17 protein-coding genes are annotated in these 15,858 nt (G+C 70.4%); 4 read left to right on the plus strand and 13 right to left on the minus strand.

The features are described from left to right. Positions 1 to 2: 2 nt before the first annotated feature. The 6 genes from GWK15_RS10990 to GWK15_RS11015 all read right to left on the minus strand — a co-directional run bounded on the left by GWK15_RS10990 (position 3) and on the right by GWK15_RS11015 (position 5,190). Complete coding sequence (locus GWK15_RS10990; RefSeq protein ID WP_168041319.1) at positions 3 to 875, minus strand: branched-chain amino acid ABC transporter permease; 873 nt, start codon at positions 873 to 875, stop codon at positions 3 to 5. 9 nt (positions 876 to 884) lie between these two features. Then, positions 885 to 1,595, minus strand: coding sequence for an ATP-binding cassette domain-containing protein (locus tag GWK15_RS10995; protein WP_168041320.1), 711 nt, complete (start codon positions 1,593 to 1,595; stop codon positions 885 to 887). Then, on the minus strand, positions 1,579 to 2,367 hold the full coding sequence (locus GWK15_RS11000) for an ABC transporter ATP-binding protein (protein ID WP_338147233.1): 789 nt from the start codon (positions 2,365 to 2,367) through the stop codon (positions 1,579 to 1,581). The genes GWK15_RS10995 and GWK15_RS11000 overlap by 17 nt, the downstream gene beginning before the upstream one ends. Before the next feature lie 195 nt (positions 2,368 to 2,562). Then, positions 2,563 to 3,375, minus strand: coding sequence for a DUF169 domain-containing protein (locus tag GWK15_RS11005; RefSeq protein WP_168041322.1), 813 nt, complete (start codon positions 3,373 to 3,375; stop codon positions 2,563 to 2,565). A gap of 67 nt (positions 3,376 to 3,442) precedes the next feature. Further along, the gene (locus tag GWK15_RS11010; protein WP_168041323.1) at positions 3,443 to 4,255 is read right to left on the minus strand and encodes a DUF6065 family protein; all 813 of its coding nucleotides are present in this window, start codon (positions 4,253 to 4,255) and stop codon (positions 3,443 to 3,445) included. A gap of 71 nt (positions 4,256 to 4,326) precedes the next feature. Further along, a complete protein-coding gene (locus GWK15_RS11015; protein ID WP_168041324.1) occupies positions 4,327 to 5,190 on the minus strand; it encodes a hypothetical protein in 864 nt (287 codons plus the stop codon). Positions 5,191 to 5,716: 526 nt separating this feature from the next. Here GWK15_RS11015 and GWK15_RS11020 point away from each other — a divergent pair. Next, positions 5,717 to 7,624: a BTAD domain-containing putative transcriptional regulator gene (locus tag GWK15_RS11020; protein WP_168041325.1), complete on the plus strand. Its 1,908-nt coding sequence runs from the start codon at positions 5,717 to 5,719 to the stop codon at positions 7,622 to 7,624. Positions 7,625 to 7,626: 2 nt separating this feature from the next. Here GWK15_RS11020 and GWK15_RS11025 read toward each other — a convergent pair whose 3' ends face one another. From GWK15_RS11025 to GWK15_RS11045, 5 genes are all read right to left on the minus strand, one after another. Further along, positions 7,627 to 8,100 (minus strand): MOSC domain-containing protein, encoded by a 474-nt coding sequence (locus tag GWK15_RS11025; protein WP_168041326.1) that lies wholly within the window; start codon positions 8,098 to 8,100, stop codon positions 7,627 to 7,629. Beyond that, on the minus strand, positions 8,097 to 8,936 hold the full coding sequence (locus GWK15_RS11030) for an alpha/beta hydrolase (RefSeq protein WP_168041327.1): 840 nt from the start codon (positions 8,934 to 8,936) through the stop codon (positions 8,097 to 8,099). The genes GWK15_RS11025 and GWK15_RS11030 overlap by 4 nt, the downstream gene beginning before the upstream one ends. Beyond that, entirely contained in the window at positions 8,933 to 9,904 is a 972-nt protein-coding gene (locus tag GWK15_RS11035) for a D-2-hydroxyacid dehydrogenase family protein (RefSeq protein WP_168041328.1), read from the minus strand. The genes GWK15_RS11030 and GWK15_RS11035 overlap by 4 nt, the downstream gene beginning before the upstream one ends. A 66-nt stretch (positions 9,905 to 9,970) precedes the next feature. Continuing rightward, entirely contained in the window at positions 9,971 to 10,417 is a 447-nt protein-coding gene (locus tag GWK15_RS11040) for an acyl-CoA thioesterase (RefSeq protein WP_168041329.1), read from the minus strand. A 2-nt stretch (positions 10,418 to 10,419) separates the two neighbouring features. Further along, positions 10,420 to 11,325 (minus strand): ABC transporter substrate-binding protein, encoded by a 906-nt coding sequence (locus GWK15_RS11045; protein ID WP_168041330.1) that lies wholly within the window; start codon positions 11,323 to 11,325, stop codon positions 10,420 to 10,422. Between the two features lie 235 nt (positions 11,326 to 11,560). Here GWK15_RS11045 and minC point away from each other — a divergent pair, with 235 nt between their 5' ends. From minC to minE, 3 genes are read left to right on the plus strand one after another with little or no spacing between them, the layout of a single operon-like run. Beyond that, positions 11,561 to 12,334, plus strand: coding sequence for a septum site-determining protein MinC (gene minC, locus GWK15_RS11050; protein ID WP_168041331.1), 774 nt, complete (start codon positions 11,561 to 11,563; stop codon positions 12,332 to 12,334). A gap of 36 nt (positions 12,335 to 12,370) precedes the next feature. After that, positions 12,371 to 13,189, plus strand: coding sequence for a septum site-determining protein MinD (gene minD, locus GWK15_RS11055; protein ID WP_168041332.1), 819 nt, complete (start codon positions 12,371 to 12,373; stop codon positions 13,187 to 13,189). Then, the gene (minE, locus tag GWK15_RS11060; RefSeq protein WP_168041333.1) at positions 13,189 to 13,476 is read left to right on the plus strand and encodes a cell division topological specificity factor MinE; all 288 of its coding nucleotides are present in this window, start codon (positions 13,189 to 13,191) and stop codon (positions 13,474 to 13,476) included. The genes minD and minE overlap by 1 nt, the downstream gene beginning before the upstream one ends. A 16-nt stretch (positions 13,477 to 13,492) precedes the next feature. Here minE and GWK15_RS11065 read toward each other — a convergent pair whose 3' ends face one another. Further along, complete coding sequence (locus tag GWK15_RS11065; protein WP_168041334.1) at positions 13,493 to 14,893, minus strand: phospholipase D-like domain-containing protein; 1,401 nt, start codon at positions 14,891 to 14,893, stop codon at positions 13,493 to 13,495. Between the two features lie 13 nt (positions 14,894 to 14,906). Further along, on the minus strand, positions 14,907 to 15,749 hold the full coding sequence (locus GWK15_RS11070; RefSeq protein ID WP_168041335.1) for an endonuclease/exonuclease/phosphatase family protein: 843 nt from the start codon (positions 15,747 to 15,749) through the stop codon (positions 14,907 to 14,909). Positions 15,750 to 15,858: the final 109 nt, after the last annotated feature.

Here is a 15,858-nt window from a genome sequence, read left to right on the forward strand (position 1 = left end):
GCTCATACCCTGCTCTGCACGACGCGGCCGAACAGTCCCGTTGGCCGGACCAGCAGCACGCAGATGATGATGCCGAGCGCGAGCGTCAGCTTGAGCTCGGTGCCCACCAGGTAGGCGCCGCCCAGGTTCTCGATGATACCGACGAGGAAGCCGCCGAGGACTGCGCCGCCCGGGTTGTCGATCCCGCCCAGCAGCGCGCCGGCGAAGGCGTAGAGCAGGATGCCGAGCATCATGTTCGGCTCGAGGAAGACGACCGGGGCGATCATGATCCCCGCGATCGCGCCGATCGCCGCCGCGAGGCCCCAGCCGAGCGCAAGCATCCAGCCGACCCGGATGCCGACCAGCCGGCTCGAGGAGGCGTTGAAGGCCGCCGCCCGCATCCCGAGGCCGAGTTTGGTGAAGCGGAAGAAGACATAGACCAGGCCGAGCACGACCAGCGTCACCGCCGTCGATCCGAGCTCATGTCCGGAGACCAGCCCGCCGAACAGCGGCGTGCCGGTGTCGAAGGGCGTGGGGAAGGCCTTGATCGTGTAGTCGAAGATCCAGCCCATCGCGTTGCGGAACACCAGCAGCAGGCCGATGAAGACGCCGACATTCGCGAGCACCGACGCGTTCTGCATTGGACGCAGCATGATCCGCTCGATGAAGACGCCGATGCCGAAGGAGATCACCAGCGTGGCGAGGAAGGCCACCCAGTAGGGCAGACCGGCCTGGATCAGCGTCAGGGCGATGTAGGTCGAGAAGGTCGCCATCTCGCCCTGAGCGAAGTTCAGGTGGTGGGTCGACTGGTAGATCATGACCAAAGCGAGCGCGACCGAGGCGTAGATGCCCCCCGTGGCGATGCCCGCGATCAGCTGGTGGGCGAGTCCCTGCATGGCCTTCCCTCAGTAGCCGAGGTACGAGCGGCGGACCTGCTCGTCCTCGCGGATCTCGTGGGCGGGGCCCGAGACGACGATGCGCCCGGTCTCGAGCAGGTAGGCGCGGTCGGCGAAGTCGAGCGCGAGGTTCGCGTTCTGCTCCACGATCAGGATGCCGACGCCCTGTTCGGCGCGGACCTGGCGAAGGATCCCGAAAATGTCCTGCACGATCAGCGGCGCGAGGCCGAAGGAGGGCTCGTCGAGCAGCAGCAGCCGCGGGCGCAGCAGCAGTGCGCGGGCGATGGCGAGCATCTGCTGCTCGCCGCCCGAGAGCGTTCCGGCCTGTTGTCGCCAGCGCTGCTTGAGGCGCGGGAAATAGCCGAACATCCGCTCGAAATCCGCGTGCACCTCCTTGTCCTGGCGGACGAAGGCGCCGAGGCGGAAATTCTCCTCGACCGTCAGTTCCATGAAGGTGCCGCGCCCGTCGGGGACATGCGCGACGCCGCGCCGGGCGATGTCCTCGGTCGGGCGGCCCTGGATGGGCTCGCCGGCGAGGCTGATGTCGCCCGAGGTGCGGACCATGCCGCAGACAGCGCGCAGCGTCGTCGTCTTGCCCGCGCCATTGGCGCCGAGCAGTGCTGTGACGCCGCCCGGGTCGACCACCAGGTCGATGCCGTGCAGCACGCGCGTCTGGCCGTAGCCCGCATGGACATCGCGGAGTTCAAGCAGCGCGCTCACGCGGCGCCTCCCCGAGATAGGCGGCGATCACCTCGGCGTTCGTGCGGACCTCGAGCGGCGTGCCGTCGGCGATCTTTCGCCCGAAATCGAGCGCCACGACCTTGTCCGAGACATGCATGACCAGGTTCATGTGATGCTCGACGAGCAGGATCGACAGCGAGAACTCGGCGCGGATCCGCCGCAGCAGGTCGGCGAGGTCGTCGACCTCCCCGTGGTTCAGCCCGCCCGCGGGCTCGTCGAGCAGCAGCAGCCGGGGGCGGGATATCAGCGCGCGCGCGAGCTCGACCCGCTTCTGGGTGCCGAAGGGCAGCGAGGCGACCGGGATGTCGGCGACCGCCTCGAGGTCGAGCAGCGCGAGCAGTCGGCGCGCCTCGCCCGCGGTCGCGGCCGCTTCCCGCACCGCGCCCGGCAGCCGCAGCGCGCAGGCGAGGAAGCCGGCACGCCCGAGGTGATGCGCGCCCGCGAGCACGTTGTCGCGGACCGACAGGGATCGGAACAGCGCGAGGTTCTGGAAGGTGCGCCCGATGCCGAGTCCGGCCATGCGATGGCGTGGCGCGCCCGTGATGCGCTGACCGTCGAAGCGGATCTCGCCCTCGTTCGGGCGATAGAATCCGCTGATGCAGTTGAAGAGCGTGGTCTTGCCGGCGCCGTTTGGCCCGATCAGGCCGCAGATCTGCCCGTCACCGACATCGAAGGAGACGCCGCCCACCGCGGTCACGCCGCCGAAGCGCACGACGATGTCGCGCACCTCGAGCAGGGCGGTCGCCGTCACGCGGCGCGCCCTCCGAGGGGGGGCCACGACGGAACGCATGGCACAATGATTCGGACGAGAAACCTCGCCGATACCCGCATGCTTCCTCCCCGCGGTCTTCGCCGCGGGCGACGCGGCGAGGCCGATCTTGGTTGGAGGGGATTGAATGTCCTTGCGCCGGCCGGCGCAAGGACAAATGCATGCGTCTTGCCGTCGTCAGGTCTTGTCGGCGTAGGACTTCGCCATGCCTTCCGCCGGATCCGCCTGCGGGCCATAGGGCATGATCGGATAGCGCAGCCCGGCCTTGGACAGCCCAAGCAGCCCCTCGACCGCGATCGCGAGGTCGCCCGGCGGCAGCGCCATCAGCATCTCGTCATCCGCGACACCGCCGTAGCGGCGTTCGGCGTAGCAGGGGATCGAAAGCGAGGGCGCGCGGTCGCGCAGCGCGCGGCCCCAGGAATCGGCGCAAGCGCTTTCCCCGGTGATGGAGAATTCGAAGCGCTTGTAGTTCTTCCACTGCAGCCCGTTGACGAACAGGATCATCTGCGCCGGGTTCGCATAGAACAGGCAGATGTCGGGCGGATCGAGCCGCGCGCTGCGCAGCGGGGACACCACCAGGCCGGCGTAGCGCGGCGGGACGCGCGGCATCTCCGCCTGGTGCTTCTTCGCCGCCTCGCGATTCTCGAACCACACGCCTTCGAACTTGCGTCCCGAGAGGTAGAGCTCGGAGGGTTCGTTCAGCCCGATGACGCCGCCGCAGTTCGAGAAGCCCGGCACGTTGTCATGGGTGATGCCGAGGGTGAATCCGGCGATGCGCGCCTGGGTGACGAGCTGGCAGGTCGAGAACTTACGTCCCGCGGCGGGGCGGCGAAGGCCGGGGACCTTCGCCATCTCCTCATCGCTTTCGAACAGCTTCATGCCGATCGGCAGGGTGCGCAGGCGCAGCAGCTCGGTCAGCTGGCGCCCGAGATCGGCGACGGCCTTCCCGTCGAGCGGACGTGGTTCGGCGATGGGTGGCGCATCGTTCATGGGCGATCCTCCTCGGTCTTGGCCGGGATGATGCGCCCTTGCGCGACGAAGTCCAGGAAGGGGCCGGTCAGCCGGCCTCGTTCGCCTCACGCGCCGCGGCCATGGCGGCGAAGGGGCAGCCGGCATTGCGCCGCGCACGGCGCACATCGGCGGCGTAGCGGCCGGCCTGGTGTTCCTCGGCGTTCGCCGGGATCACCACGCTTTCGCGATAGGCGTCCCATTCCGCTTCGCCCCACTGCGTGAAGGCGTCGGAGACGGTCGCGGAATTCAGGATCGGATCAGCATAGGCGAATTGCGGGATCGGGATCACCTGCAGGATCGGACGCAGCTGGTTGATCTCGATCGGCGTGTCGGTGCGGGTGATGCGGATGTTGGTGAAGAGCGGCCCGAACCACTTGTCGAATTCGACGATGCCTTCGAACTGCTCATAGGCGGCGGGGCGCGGCAGGTTGACCGGCGAGCGCGTCAGCACCGACCAGCCAGGCGCGGTGCGCACGAAGAGCCCGGTCCACATCTGCACCACGCCGGCTTCCGGCAGGCCGGTGAGGAAGGGCGGCGAGTAGCCGCGGATGTCCTCGGGGACTTCCTCGTCAAAGCGGGCGCGGAAATGGGGGTACTGCACGGCGCCGAGGCCGAGGGGCATCCACTCGTTCTCAAGCTCGTCGCAGGTCCAGAGCACTTCGTGCCCGTCCCACATCAGCGAGAAGTTGAGCGGGGAGGTGATGTGCCACCCGTAGCCGGTGGCCGTCGTGACCGCGTCGCAGAAGCGATAGGCGCGGGTGGGAAGCCCGCCGAGGCCCGACCTGTCTGCCCGCGTCGGCGCCGGGATCCCGGGGATCAGGCGGTGGAAGGCAACGACGGGGGTACGGTCCTGGGTCATTCTCGAGTCCTGGAGGCGACGCGGATCCTACAAGGGCGGGGGCTCCGCGGGGGAGCCCCCTGCGCCGAGGATCAGCGGCAGCCGGCGCCCATCCGGACGATGCCCTTGTCGATGATGAAGGCCTTCGGGGTGCGGCAGCCGGCACCGAGACGGACGGTGCCCTTGTCGGCGACGGAAGCCTTCGGGGTGCGGCAGCCGGCGCCCACGCGCACGGCGCCCGTGTCCGCGACCGAGGCCTTCGGCGAACGGCAGCCCGCGCCGACGCGAACCGCGCCGGTGTCGGCGACGGAGGCCTTGGGCGTGCGGCAGCCGGCGCCCACGCGCACGGCGCCCGTGTCAGCGACCGAGGCCTTCGGCGAACGGCAGCCCGCGCCCATGCGAACCGCGCCGGTATCGGCGACGGAGGCCTTGGGGGTGCGGCAGCCAGCGCCCACGCGCACGGTGCCCGTGTCGGCGACCGAGGCCTTCGGCGTCCGGTAGCCAGCGCCCATGCGAACCGCGCCGGTGTCGGCGACGGAGGCCTTGGGGGTGCGGCAGCCGGCGCCCACGCGCACGGCGCCCGTGTCAGCGACCGAAGCCTTCGGCGTCCGGCAGCCAGCGCCGACGCGAACCGCGCCGGTGTCGGCGACGGAGGCCTTGGGGGTGCGGCAGCCGGCGCCCACGCGCACGGCGCCCGTGTCAGCGACCGAGGCCTTCGGGGTGCGGCAACCGGCGCCCATGCGGACCGCGCCGGTGTCGGCGACGGAAGCCTTCGGGGTGCGGCAGCCGGCGCCGAGGCGGACGGTGCCCTTGTCGGCGACTGAGGCCTTCGGCGAACGGCAGCCCGCGCCCATGCGGACCGTGCCCTTGTCGGCGACGGAGGTCTTCGGCGAACGGCAACCCGCACCCAGGCGAACGATACCCTTGTCGGCGACGGAAGCGACGGTCTTGGACATGTCTTCGAGCTCCTGGATCAGGTCTCTGGGTTGAGGTCAGTGGCCCAACCGTGAACCAGGAAATTGCGAAGAACAAGGAAACATTCCTACTTGATGTATTATTTTTTCCTAGTAATATGTAGGTATAGGAAAACGATCAGCATTCCTTTCGGCGACGCGCTTAAAGACCAGCAACATGACCTAGACGAACGCTGGTTTCATGCGGCAATAACGTCTATCACGCGAAATTAACGGATTCGGGCACAACCGCAGGATTAACTCGTGGGTAGAACATCACCGCTGAGGCACATCCGGAGCGGATCCCCCCCGCCAAACCGCGAAACCGCTGATATCTTCGCACGCCGAAACGATATCCAGACCAGCGTTTCAGCACCGATTTGGTCGCCGTCACGGTTCCCGTTAGCATCGCGTGAGAATGTCTGAGCTCACATCCGCCCTGGAACAGGACCAAAGACCTTCCCTCGAGGGTCCGTTCGACACTGGCGCCCGCGGCCCAGCCCGGATCCGTGTCGCGATGCTCGGGCGCATGGATGTGCGCGCGATCACAGGCGAGCCGCTGCTGCCCCGTTCCCGCAAGACCCGCGCCGTGCTCGCCGTCCTCGCGCTCGAGGCACCGGCCGCGATTTCGCGCCAGCGCCTCGCCGACCTTCTCTGGAGTCGCCGCGGGGAGGAGCAGTCGCGCGGCTCCCTGCGCCAGGCGCTGCACGAACTGCAGGAGAGCCTCGGCGAGTATGGCAGGGGTCTCCTGACCGCGACGCGCGAGACGGTCTCGCTTGATACTCGCTCCATATGGGTGGATGCGCGCGAAGTGCCTGGGATGGCGCGAGACCGCGTCGAAGCACTCAACCTGCTGTTGTCCGAGTTCCTCTCGGACCTCGACGGCCTCGATGCGGCCTTCGACACCTGGCTGCAGCAGCAGCGCCGAAGGCTGCGCGAACTTGCCCTGGACGTCGCGAGCGCCCGTCTCACCTCCGCGACAACCCCCGCCGCCCGCGCCCAGGAAGCGCGTCGCGTTCTCACCATCGACGCCGCGCAGGAACCTGTCTGGCGCATCCTGATCCGCTCGGAAGCCGAGGCCGGCGACCGCGGCGCCGCCTTCGCCGCCTGGGAGGAATGCCGCCGCATTTTCGCCGAGCGGTTCCGCAGCGCCCCCTCGCCGGAGACCGCCGCGCTCGCTGAATCGCTCCGCGGGGAGGTCCCGGCGCCGGTCCTGATGCCGACGCGGCGTACCGCAGGGCGCGGGGCGCGCCTTGGCGTCATGCCCTTCCGCGTGCTCGGCAACGAATCCGACGAGGAGGTCTCGCTCGGCCTCGCCGGCGAAATCACCGCTTCGCTGGCGCGGTTCCGTTGGCTGGTGCTGGTGGACAGCGCTTCGGTGGCCGCGGCGCGCCGGTCCGAGGGGCAGACGGAGCAGCTCGACCTCGATTTCAGCCTGTCGGGGAGCATCCAGCGCGGCGGCGACCGCGTGCGCGTCACGCTGCAGCTGACTGACCACCGGCCGCCGGAGGCGGTGGTCTGGACCGAGCGCTTCGACCGCGACGCAGCCGACATCCTGAAGCTGCAGGACGAGATCGCGGCCGAGGTCGTGGCCCGGGTCGACCCCGAGATCCTGCTGATCGAGGCGAACCGCGCTGCCGCCCGCCCGCAGGTCGACATCACCGCCTATGACCTGCTGCTGCGCGCGATCCCGGCCATCTACCGGCTGGACCGCCAAGCCTACGAGGCCGCCGGCGCGATGCTCGAGGAAGCGACGCGGCTCGACCCCGACTATGCGCCGGCCTTCGCCTGGCATGCCTATTGGTACCTCTTCCTCGTCGGCCAGGGCTGGGCCCGCGCGGACGAGGAGGTGCTGGCCAAGAGCGAGGAACTGGCCGCGCGCGCCGTCTCGCTCGATCCGTCCGATGCCCATGCGCTCGCGATCCTGGGCCATGTGCGGGCCTTCCTGCACCACCAGATCCCCGAGGCGGTGTCGCTCTACGAGCGCGCGCTCGCGCTCAATCCGAACCTGCCGCTCGCCTGGGTGTTCTCCGCCCTCGCCCTGTCCTATCGCGGCGAGCACGAGGAGGCGCTGCACCGCTGGGAGCGGTACAAGCGCCTCGCGCCCTTCCATCCGCACGCCTTCTTCTTCGATGCGACGCGGCTGGTGCCGCTGCTGCTGCTCGGCCGGCATGAGGATGTGGACACCGCGGCGCGACAGGTGACCGCGCTGCACACCGGCTTCACCTTCCCATACAAGGTGTGGCTTTCCGCGCTCGGACACATGGGGCGCATGGAGGACGCGGCGAAGGTCCGCGGCAAGCTGCTCGCGATGGAGCCCGACTTCACCCTGGCCAAGGCGCGCGAGCGCGCCCCGTTCAACACCGTCCCCAAGGATGGCCGGCCGGCCGACATCGAGCACTACATCGCCGGGCTGCGGAAGGCCGGCCTGGCCTGAGGTCACGCCGGCCGGATGGTATCCCCCGGCCGGATCGTCCCGCCCCTGCGGATGATGCAGTTCAGGCCGCTGCGGTTGATCAGCGGCTTGAACACCTTCTTGCCGAGCAGGTCCTCGAGATACTGGCAGGGCACGTTCAGCCGCCCGCCATAGAGCACGACCTCGCCCACCTGGAACTCGCGCCCGACCAGGTGGTTCAGCGGCACGCCCGCGGTGGTCAGGTTGCGCCGCGTCTCGTGCAACGGCAGGTCGATGCCGTGGTCGCGGGCGAGCGCGTCGAGGGTCTCCATCTCGATCAGCGTCACCTGGCGATCGGCCGCGGGCTTGTGGCTGTAGGTGCCCTTGGCCGTGGCGTAGCGGTCGCCCTCGATGCCGACGCCCTCGACGAGGCGCGCGGCATCGAGCTCGACCATCGGCGCGGAGGCCTCCGGCGCGATGTGGATGGCGAGCAGGACGCCGGTGAAGTCGTGGCTCATCGCAGCAGCTCCGCCGCGGCGCGGGTCAGCGCGCCGTCGATGTTCCAGAGGGATTCCAGCACACGGAAATGGTCCGCGCCCGGGATCGGGATCAGCGGCCCCGGCGCCTGCGCCTCGGCGCGGATGCGGTGGAAGACCCGGGACTGGCGGCGGAGTTCCGGCAGTTCGGATCCGCCATAGACGACGGCGATCGGCTTCTGCACCACCGGGCGGCGGATGGGGGAGAGGTCGGCGACCTCCTGCTCGGTCAGCCGCAGCTTCTCGTCGAGGTAGGTGTCGCGGATCGGGCCGAGTTCGTAGATGCCCGACATGGCGACGGCCGCCGTCACAGCCGGATGCTCGGCGGCGAGCGCTGCGAGATGCCCGCCCGCCGACCAGCCCGAGACGACGATCGGCCCCGCGATGCCATGCGCCGGCCCGTTCGTGGCCAGCCAGTCGAGCGCGCGGCTGACCTGCCAGGTGATGGTGGTCAGCGAGGCATCCGGCGCGAGAGTGTAGCCCGGCAGCGCCGCCGACCAGCCCATCGCGAGCGCCCCCTGCGCGAGGATCGCGAAATCCTCCCGCCGGTTCCGCTGCCAGTAGCCGCCATGGATGAAGACCAGGCAGGGCGCGGCGGGATCGGCGCCGGGATAGAGGTCCCACTTCTCCCGTTCCGCCTCGCCATAGGGCAGGTCGAGGTGGCCGGCATGGGCGGCACGGAATTCCGCCGACAGGGCGGTGCGCGCGGCGATCTGCTGCGCGCTGTCGGGCACCATGTCGGTGTTGTTGTAGGCGTCGTCCCGTTCCTTCTGGGCCCAGTAGCGCCAGCCCTCGGCGAAGGCGTAGGGGGTGCTCATGGCGCGATCACCCGCACGGGCGCGCCGGCGTTGAAGGCCTCGATCGCCTCGACGGCGCCCTGGTAGTAGGCGCGGTAGTTCTGCTGCGTGACGTAGCCGAGATGCGGCGTGAGGAAGGTGTTGGGCGCGGCGAGGATCGGGTGGTCCGGCGGCAGCGGCTCGCTGTCGTAGACGTCGAGGCCGGCGCCGGCGATGCGCCCTTCCTTCAGCGCGGCGATCAGCGCGTCCTGGTCGATCAGCGGCCCGCGCGAGGTGTTCACGATGTAGGCCGAGCGCTTCATTCGGCCGAGATCCTCCGCACCCACGATGCCGCGGGAACGGTCCGAGAGGATCAGGTGCAGGGTGACGACGTCGGCCTCGGCAAACAGCGTCGCCTTGTCCACGCGCGTCGCGCCGATCTCGGCGGCGCGTTCCTCGGTCAGGTTCTGGCTCCACGCGATGACCTTCATGCCGAAGGCCTGGCCGACCTTGGCCACCCGCGCGCCGAGCTTGCCGAGGCCGACCACGCCGAGCGTCCGCCCCTCGAGCCCCCAGCCCACCGAGGTCTGCCACTGCCCCGCGCGCAGCGCTTCCTGCTGGCGCGGCAGATCGCGCATCAGCCCGGTGATCAGGCCCCAGGTGATGTCGACCGTCGGATCGCCGAAGGAGGGCGTGCCGCAGAAGACGATGCCCTTCTCGGCGCAGGCGGTGGCGTCGATGGAACGGTTGCGCGCGGCGGTGGTGATGAGCAGGCGCAGGTTCGGCAGGCGCTCGATCAGGGCGCGCGGGAAGGGGGTGCGCTCGCGCATCGCAAGGATCGCGTCGAAGGGGGCCAGGCGCTGCACCAGGGCCTCGCGGTCGGTGATGGTGTCGCGGAAGACGGTGACCTCGACACCCTTCAGCCGGTCCCACGGCCCGAGCGACAGCGCGACGCCCTGGTAGTCGTCGAGGATGGCGAGGCGCTTCAGCGGCGCGGTGGCCTGGCTCATGGGGATGCTCTCCTGGATCGTCCTGGCGGCTAGATCGCGCCGGGCCGCGGGTTCCGCAAGCCGGTCTCAGCCGGCGGTGGGAAGGGTGATGCCGGCCAGCGCTTCCCGCAGCACCGGTGGCAGCGGCGTCGGCTGCTTCTGCGTCGCGCGATCGACATAGACATGGACGAAATGGCCTTCCGCGGCGGCGACGTCCTCGTCGTTGCGGAAGATCGCGATCTCGTAGCGAACGGAGGTGTTGCCGGCGCGGCCGCAGCGCAGCGCGGCGGTGATCTCGTCGGGGAAGGCGATGGGGGCGAAGTAGCGGCACTGGGTCTCGACCACCAGGCCGATCACCGGCGCGGTCGGGATGTGCAGGAAACCGCTGTCGATCAGGAAGCGCGCCACCACCGTGTCGAACCACGAATAGTAGGTGACGTTGTTCACGTGCCCGTAGACGTCGTTGTCCATCCAGCGCGTCGGGATGGGCAGGAAGAAGCGGTAGTCGGCGCGCGTGCCGCGGGTCTTGGACATGCTCAGGCTCCGAGGGCGCGGGCGACGATGGCTTCGTCGACGCAGACGTCGAATTCGGGCGATCCCCGCAGGATGCCGGCTGTCTGCATCGCGCCGCGCAACTGCTCGAAGGCCGCGCGCGGGAAATGCGGCGTGGGGGACCAGAGTGCGAGGCCCTGGTAGCGGGCGAGGGCGGTGGTCAGCGCGGGCAGCGGCACCTCGGGGAAGAGGGGGGCGACGGTCGTCGCGATCTCCTCCGGCGGCGCGGCGGCGATCCAGGCGAGCGCCGCGGCCATGGCACGAATCATCGCCTCGAACTCGGCGGAGCGTTCGGCGATGCGCTGCTCGGTCGCGTAGAAGGCGGTGTAGGCGGACGGGCCGCGATCGGCGGCGCGGTGCCAGACGGCGGCGCCCTGCGCCTCGGCCAGCGCGGCGTGCGGTTCGAAGACCTGCGCGACGTCGAGATCCCCGGCCAGCACTGCGGCGGCGTTCTCCGCCATCGAGCGATCCGTCACGCGGTTCAGCGTCGCGGGATCGATCCCCTCCCGCCGCAGATCGTCCTGCAGGCACCACCAGGGCGTCGGCACCTCGCTGACCGTCCCGAAGCGCAGCCGCGGCAGGTCGGCCAGCCGGAAGCCGGGGTTCGGGCCGCGGCCCACCAGCAGGAAGGGGTCCTTCATCACCACCGCGCAGAAGGACCGCAGCGGGCAGGACGGGTCCCGGTCCCGCAGCATCATCGGCCGCATCGGGCCGGACCAGGCGATGTCGGCGCGGCCGGCGATCAGGTTCTCCGCCGCCTTGGTCGGGTCGCCGGCGGTCATCCGACGCACCTCCACGCCCTGGGCGGCAAAGAGGCCGCGGGCCTCGGCCACGTAGAAGGGCGCGTAGAAGACCGCGCGGAACGGTTCATTGAGGATGATGGGCTGCACGAAGGTCCCCCCGTCAGGCGCGGCATCCTGCGCAACGCATGGCGGACGCACCAGCCCCGCCGATTCGCCGCTGGCGTGGTCTGCGAACTTCGCGGCATAACCCCCTGCCCGGAAAGGACCCCGCCTCGGCGGCCTTCGCTGGGACTCGGCATAACGCTATATCTGGTGTGCGTCGGCGCCTTGGGCCACAATCCCTATGGTTCCGGCCCCTTCAGATCGACCCTTCGGGAGCCCCATGTCCGCCGCGCCTCGGCCCGAATCCTCTCCCCGTCTGGAGCCGTTCCGCCTGCGCGGCGCGAACTTCAACCTGCTCGTCCTGCGGCTCCTTGACCCGCGGCCCGAGGTGGTGGTCCCCGCGATCGGCGACCAGTTCCGCCGCGCCCCCGGCTTCCTGCGCTTCGCCCCGGTCGTGCTCGGCCTCGGCGACCTCGACGTGCCGGCCAATGCGGTGGATTTCGAAGGGCTGGTGAAGGGGCTGCGGGAGCTGACCATCGTGCCGATCGGCACGACCGGCGGCACGCCGGAACTGCGCAACGCCGCCATGGCCTTCGGCCTGCCGCCCATCCGCGGCGCGGGCGGGCGGGAGAGCGACGAGCCGCTGCCCGAGGCCGCGCCGGCCCCGGCCGCCGTCGCGCCTGCCGAACCCGCCGCCCCGCCCCCGCCGCCGCCGGGCATGCAGCGCCCGACCATGATCATCGAGCAGCCGGTCCGCGCCGGGCAGCGCATCTGGGCGCAGGGCGGCGACCTGATCGTGACCTCGACCGTGAATGCGGGCGCCGAGGTGATCGCGGACGGCAACATCCACGTCTACGGCGCGCTGCGCGGCCGCGCGATCGCGGGCGGCGGCAACAACACCGAGGCGCGGGTCTTCGCACAGAACTTCGACCCCGAGCTCATCTCCATCGCGGGCTACTACGCGGTGCGGGAAGGGCTCACGGGGGCGCCGATCGGCAAGGCGGTGCAGGTGCGGCTGACGGGCGAGCGCATGCGCTTCGACCCGATCGGCTGAACGCATCGCGCAGGGGATTACGAGGAGGCAGGGGACATGGCACAGGTCGTCGTCGTCACTTCGGGCAAGGGGGGCGTGGGCAAGACCACGTCGTCCGCCGCCTTCGCCACGGGCCTCGCGCAGCGGGGCAAGAAGACCGTCGTCATCGACTTCGACGTCGGTCTGCGCAACCTCGACCTCATCATGGGCGTCGAGCGGCGCGTGGTGTTCGACATCGTCAACGTCATCAGCGGCGAGGCGCGGCTCAACCAGGCGCTGATCCGCGACAAGCGCGTCGACACCCTCTCGATCCTCCCCGCCTCCCAGACGCGCGACAAGGACGCGCTGACCAAGGAAGGCGTGCAGAAGATCATCGAGGAGCTGTCGGCCGAGTTCGACTACATCCTCTGCGACAGCCCCGCCGGCATCGAGAAGGGCGCGCTGCTCGCGCTCTATTTCGCCGACCAGGCGATCGTGGTGACGAACCCGGAAGTGTCCTCGGTCCGTGACTCCGACCGCATCCTGGGCGTGCTGCAGTCGCGCTCAAAGCGTGCCGAGGAGAAGAAGGACCCGGTGAAGGAGCACCTGCTCGTCACCCGCTTCGATCCCGCCCGCGTCGAGCGCGGCGAGATGCTGAAGCTCGAGGACATCCAGGAGATCCTCTCGATCCCGCTGCTCGGCGTGATCCCGGAAAGCGAGAGCGTGCTCAAGGCGTCCAACACCGGCACGCCGGTGATCATGGATTCCGAGAGCGCCGCGGGGCAGGCCTATGCCGATGCCGTCGCGCGCTTCCTCGGCGAGGAGAAGCCGCACCGCTTCCTCGAACCCGAGAAGAAGGGCCTGTTCAAGCGCCTGTTCGGCGGGAGGGCCGCGTGATGTCCTGGATCGACTTCTTCCGCGGCAAGCGCAAGGAGGAGAGCAGCGCCTCCGCCGCCAAGGAACGCCTGCAGATCGTCCTCGCTCATGAGCGCATCGGCCGCACGCGGGAGGATTTCCTGCCCAAGCTGCAGCAGGAACTCGTCGCCGTCGTCGCGCGCTACGTCGCGATCGACCCGGGCAAGGTGAACGTGAACCTCGACCGCGGCGGGGACATGTCCACGCTCGCGATCGAGATCGAGCTGCCTGCGCCTGCGGCCATGCGCATGGCGGCGAACGCGCGCTGAGGCGCCAGGCTGCCGGTCAGAGCTTCGATTCGATCGGCAGCCAGCGCAGCAGGCGGGCGAGGGCGCGCAGCCCAGCCGGAGCGAGCGGCTCGCGTCGCAGCGCGACCCCGCCCTCATCCGTCCATTGCAGCCCGCCGCCGGGCGCGAGGCCGACGCGCCAGCTGCAGGACGGGCTCGTCAGCCGGTCATGCTCGTCGCGGATATGCCCCGCGACGCGGGCATCCTCGATGAAGGTGCCCATCTCGGTGTTCAGGGCGATGGATCGCTGGTCGAGGTTGAAGGACCCGACGAAGCAGGTCCGTCCGTCCACCACGAAAGCCTTGGTGTGCAGGCTCGCCCCGCGGGAGCCGAAGACGCTGATGCCCTCCTCCTCCCCGCCCGGCTTCAGTTCGTGCAATTCGACCCCCGCGGCGAGCAGGCGTTCGCGGTAGCGCGCATAGCCGCCATGGACCGCGACGACATCCGTCGCGGCGAGAGAATTGGTCACGACCGAGACGCGCACGCCGCGCCGCGCCATGGCCTCGATCTGGGCCGCGCCCTCGGCGCCCGGGACGAAGTAGGGGGAGATGATCAGCGCCTCCCGCGCCGCGCCGTGCAGGGCGCCATGCACCGCGCGGGCGAGGCAGTCTTCCACCGGGGCGGCGCCGACCGCCTTGCCCGGCGGGTCGGCGGCGACGCGGATCGCCGCGGGCGGCAGGGGCAGGAAGCCGCCGTCCTCGGACCCTTCGACGAGGCGCGTGACCAGCGGCGCGCCGGCGAGCCGGTCGAAATAGGGCCGTGCCTCGGGCGAGATCCAGGCCCGTTCCAGCCGGCGCGAGAGCTTGCGCAGCGCCCGCCGGCGATAGGCCGCGCGGCTGATCCGCCGCAGCGGCTGCGACAGGCGGTGTGACCAATAGGCCTCGAAGACCTCCCGCATCGCCTGCACCGGCGGGCCGCGCAGGGCGAGGTCGAGGTCACGGAAGTTGAACTGGCCGGAGGCGTCGAAATACGGGTCGCCGATATTCCGCCCTCCGGCGATGGCGCAGTCCCCGTCCACGATCCACGCCTTGTTGTGCATCCGCCGGTCGAGGTGCCAGCCGCCGAACAGCATCTCGAGGATCAGGCCGGGCGGGCCGAAGCGCCGCCAGGAGGTCGCGTTGAACAGCCGCACCTGGATGCGCGGATGGGAGTCCATGGCGGCGAGCACGCGCTCGGCGCCGATCGCGTACATGTCGTCGAGCAGCAGCCGCACCGTGACGCCGCGATCGGCGGCCTGGACGACCTCGCGCGCCAGCAGCGTGCCGGTCAGGTCGCCGTGCCAGACATAGTATTGCAGGTCGGCGGTCTTCGTGGCGGCGCGCAGCGCTGCGACGCGTGCCGCGAAAGCGGTCAGCCCGTCGGCGACGAGCGCGACACCGGCCTGCGACGGATCCGACACGGCACGGCCCGGCTCAGGCCGCCGCGGCCATGGCCGAGGCGGCGCGGCCTGACAGGTCGAGCCGCGCCGTCAGCGGCAGGTGGTCCGACGCGATCCGCGCGAGCGGCGAGGCATGCGCGACGAGCCCGCTCAGCAACCCGTGCGGGCGGCAGAGGATGCGGTCGAGGCTGAGGATCGGCAGCCGCGCGGGGAAGGTGGCCGGCGTCACGTCCACCGGGCCGAAATCCCGATCCAGCGCCCGCAGCGAGGACCGCGGCCCGGGCCGCCATTCGTTCAGGTCGCCGAGCAGCAGCGTCGGCATCTCGTCGACCTCCGCCAGGCGTTCGAGCAGGGCGGCGACCTGCTGCGCCCGGTGCCGGCGCAGCAGCCCCAGATGGGCGTTCACCACGCGCAGCCGGCCGTCGGGCAACTGGAGGTCGACCATCGCCGCGCCGCGGGGCTCCCCGCCGGGCAGGCGGAGGCGATGCGCCTCGATCATGCGGCCGTTGCGGACGAGCAGGGCATTGCCGTGCCAGCCATGGCCGCCGGCCGCCATGCCGAGCGGCACCAGCCGCAGCCCGGTCTCCCGTTCCAGCCCGATCAGGTCGAGCAGACCTTCGCGCCGGCCGAAGCGGCGGTCGGCCTCCTGCAGGGCGAGGACGTCGGCGTCGAGCTCGCGGATCACCGCGGCAATGCGGCCGGGGTCGAAACGGCCATCCGTGCCGACGCACTTATGAATGTTGTAGGTCGCGATCCGCAGGGCGCCGGGGGGCGGTTCGGCCGGCGGCACGGGCCCGGCGGGCATGCGCATCAGGCGCGCGGCGAGCAGGTCCGTGAAGGATCGGGCGCGGTCCAGGGCAATCTGCCGGCGGGTCATGCGAATCGACCAGGGTTGGCGCCGGCGGAACGCACGGCATTATGCCTCTACATGGGGGCTGCGCGGCCCGTGGTCCAGCAATTCCCGCGCATGAGGGAAGGAGCGACCT

Source organism: Neoroseomonas oryzicola, from assembly GCF_012163135.1.
GTDB classification, from domain to species: Bacteria; Pseudomonadota; Alphaproteobacteria; order Acetobacterales; family Acetobacteraceae; genus Neoroseomonas; species Neoroseomonas oryzicola.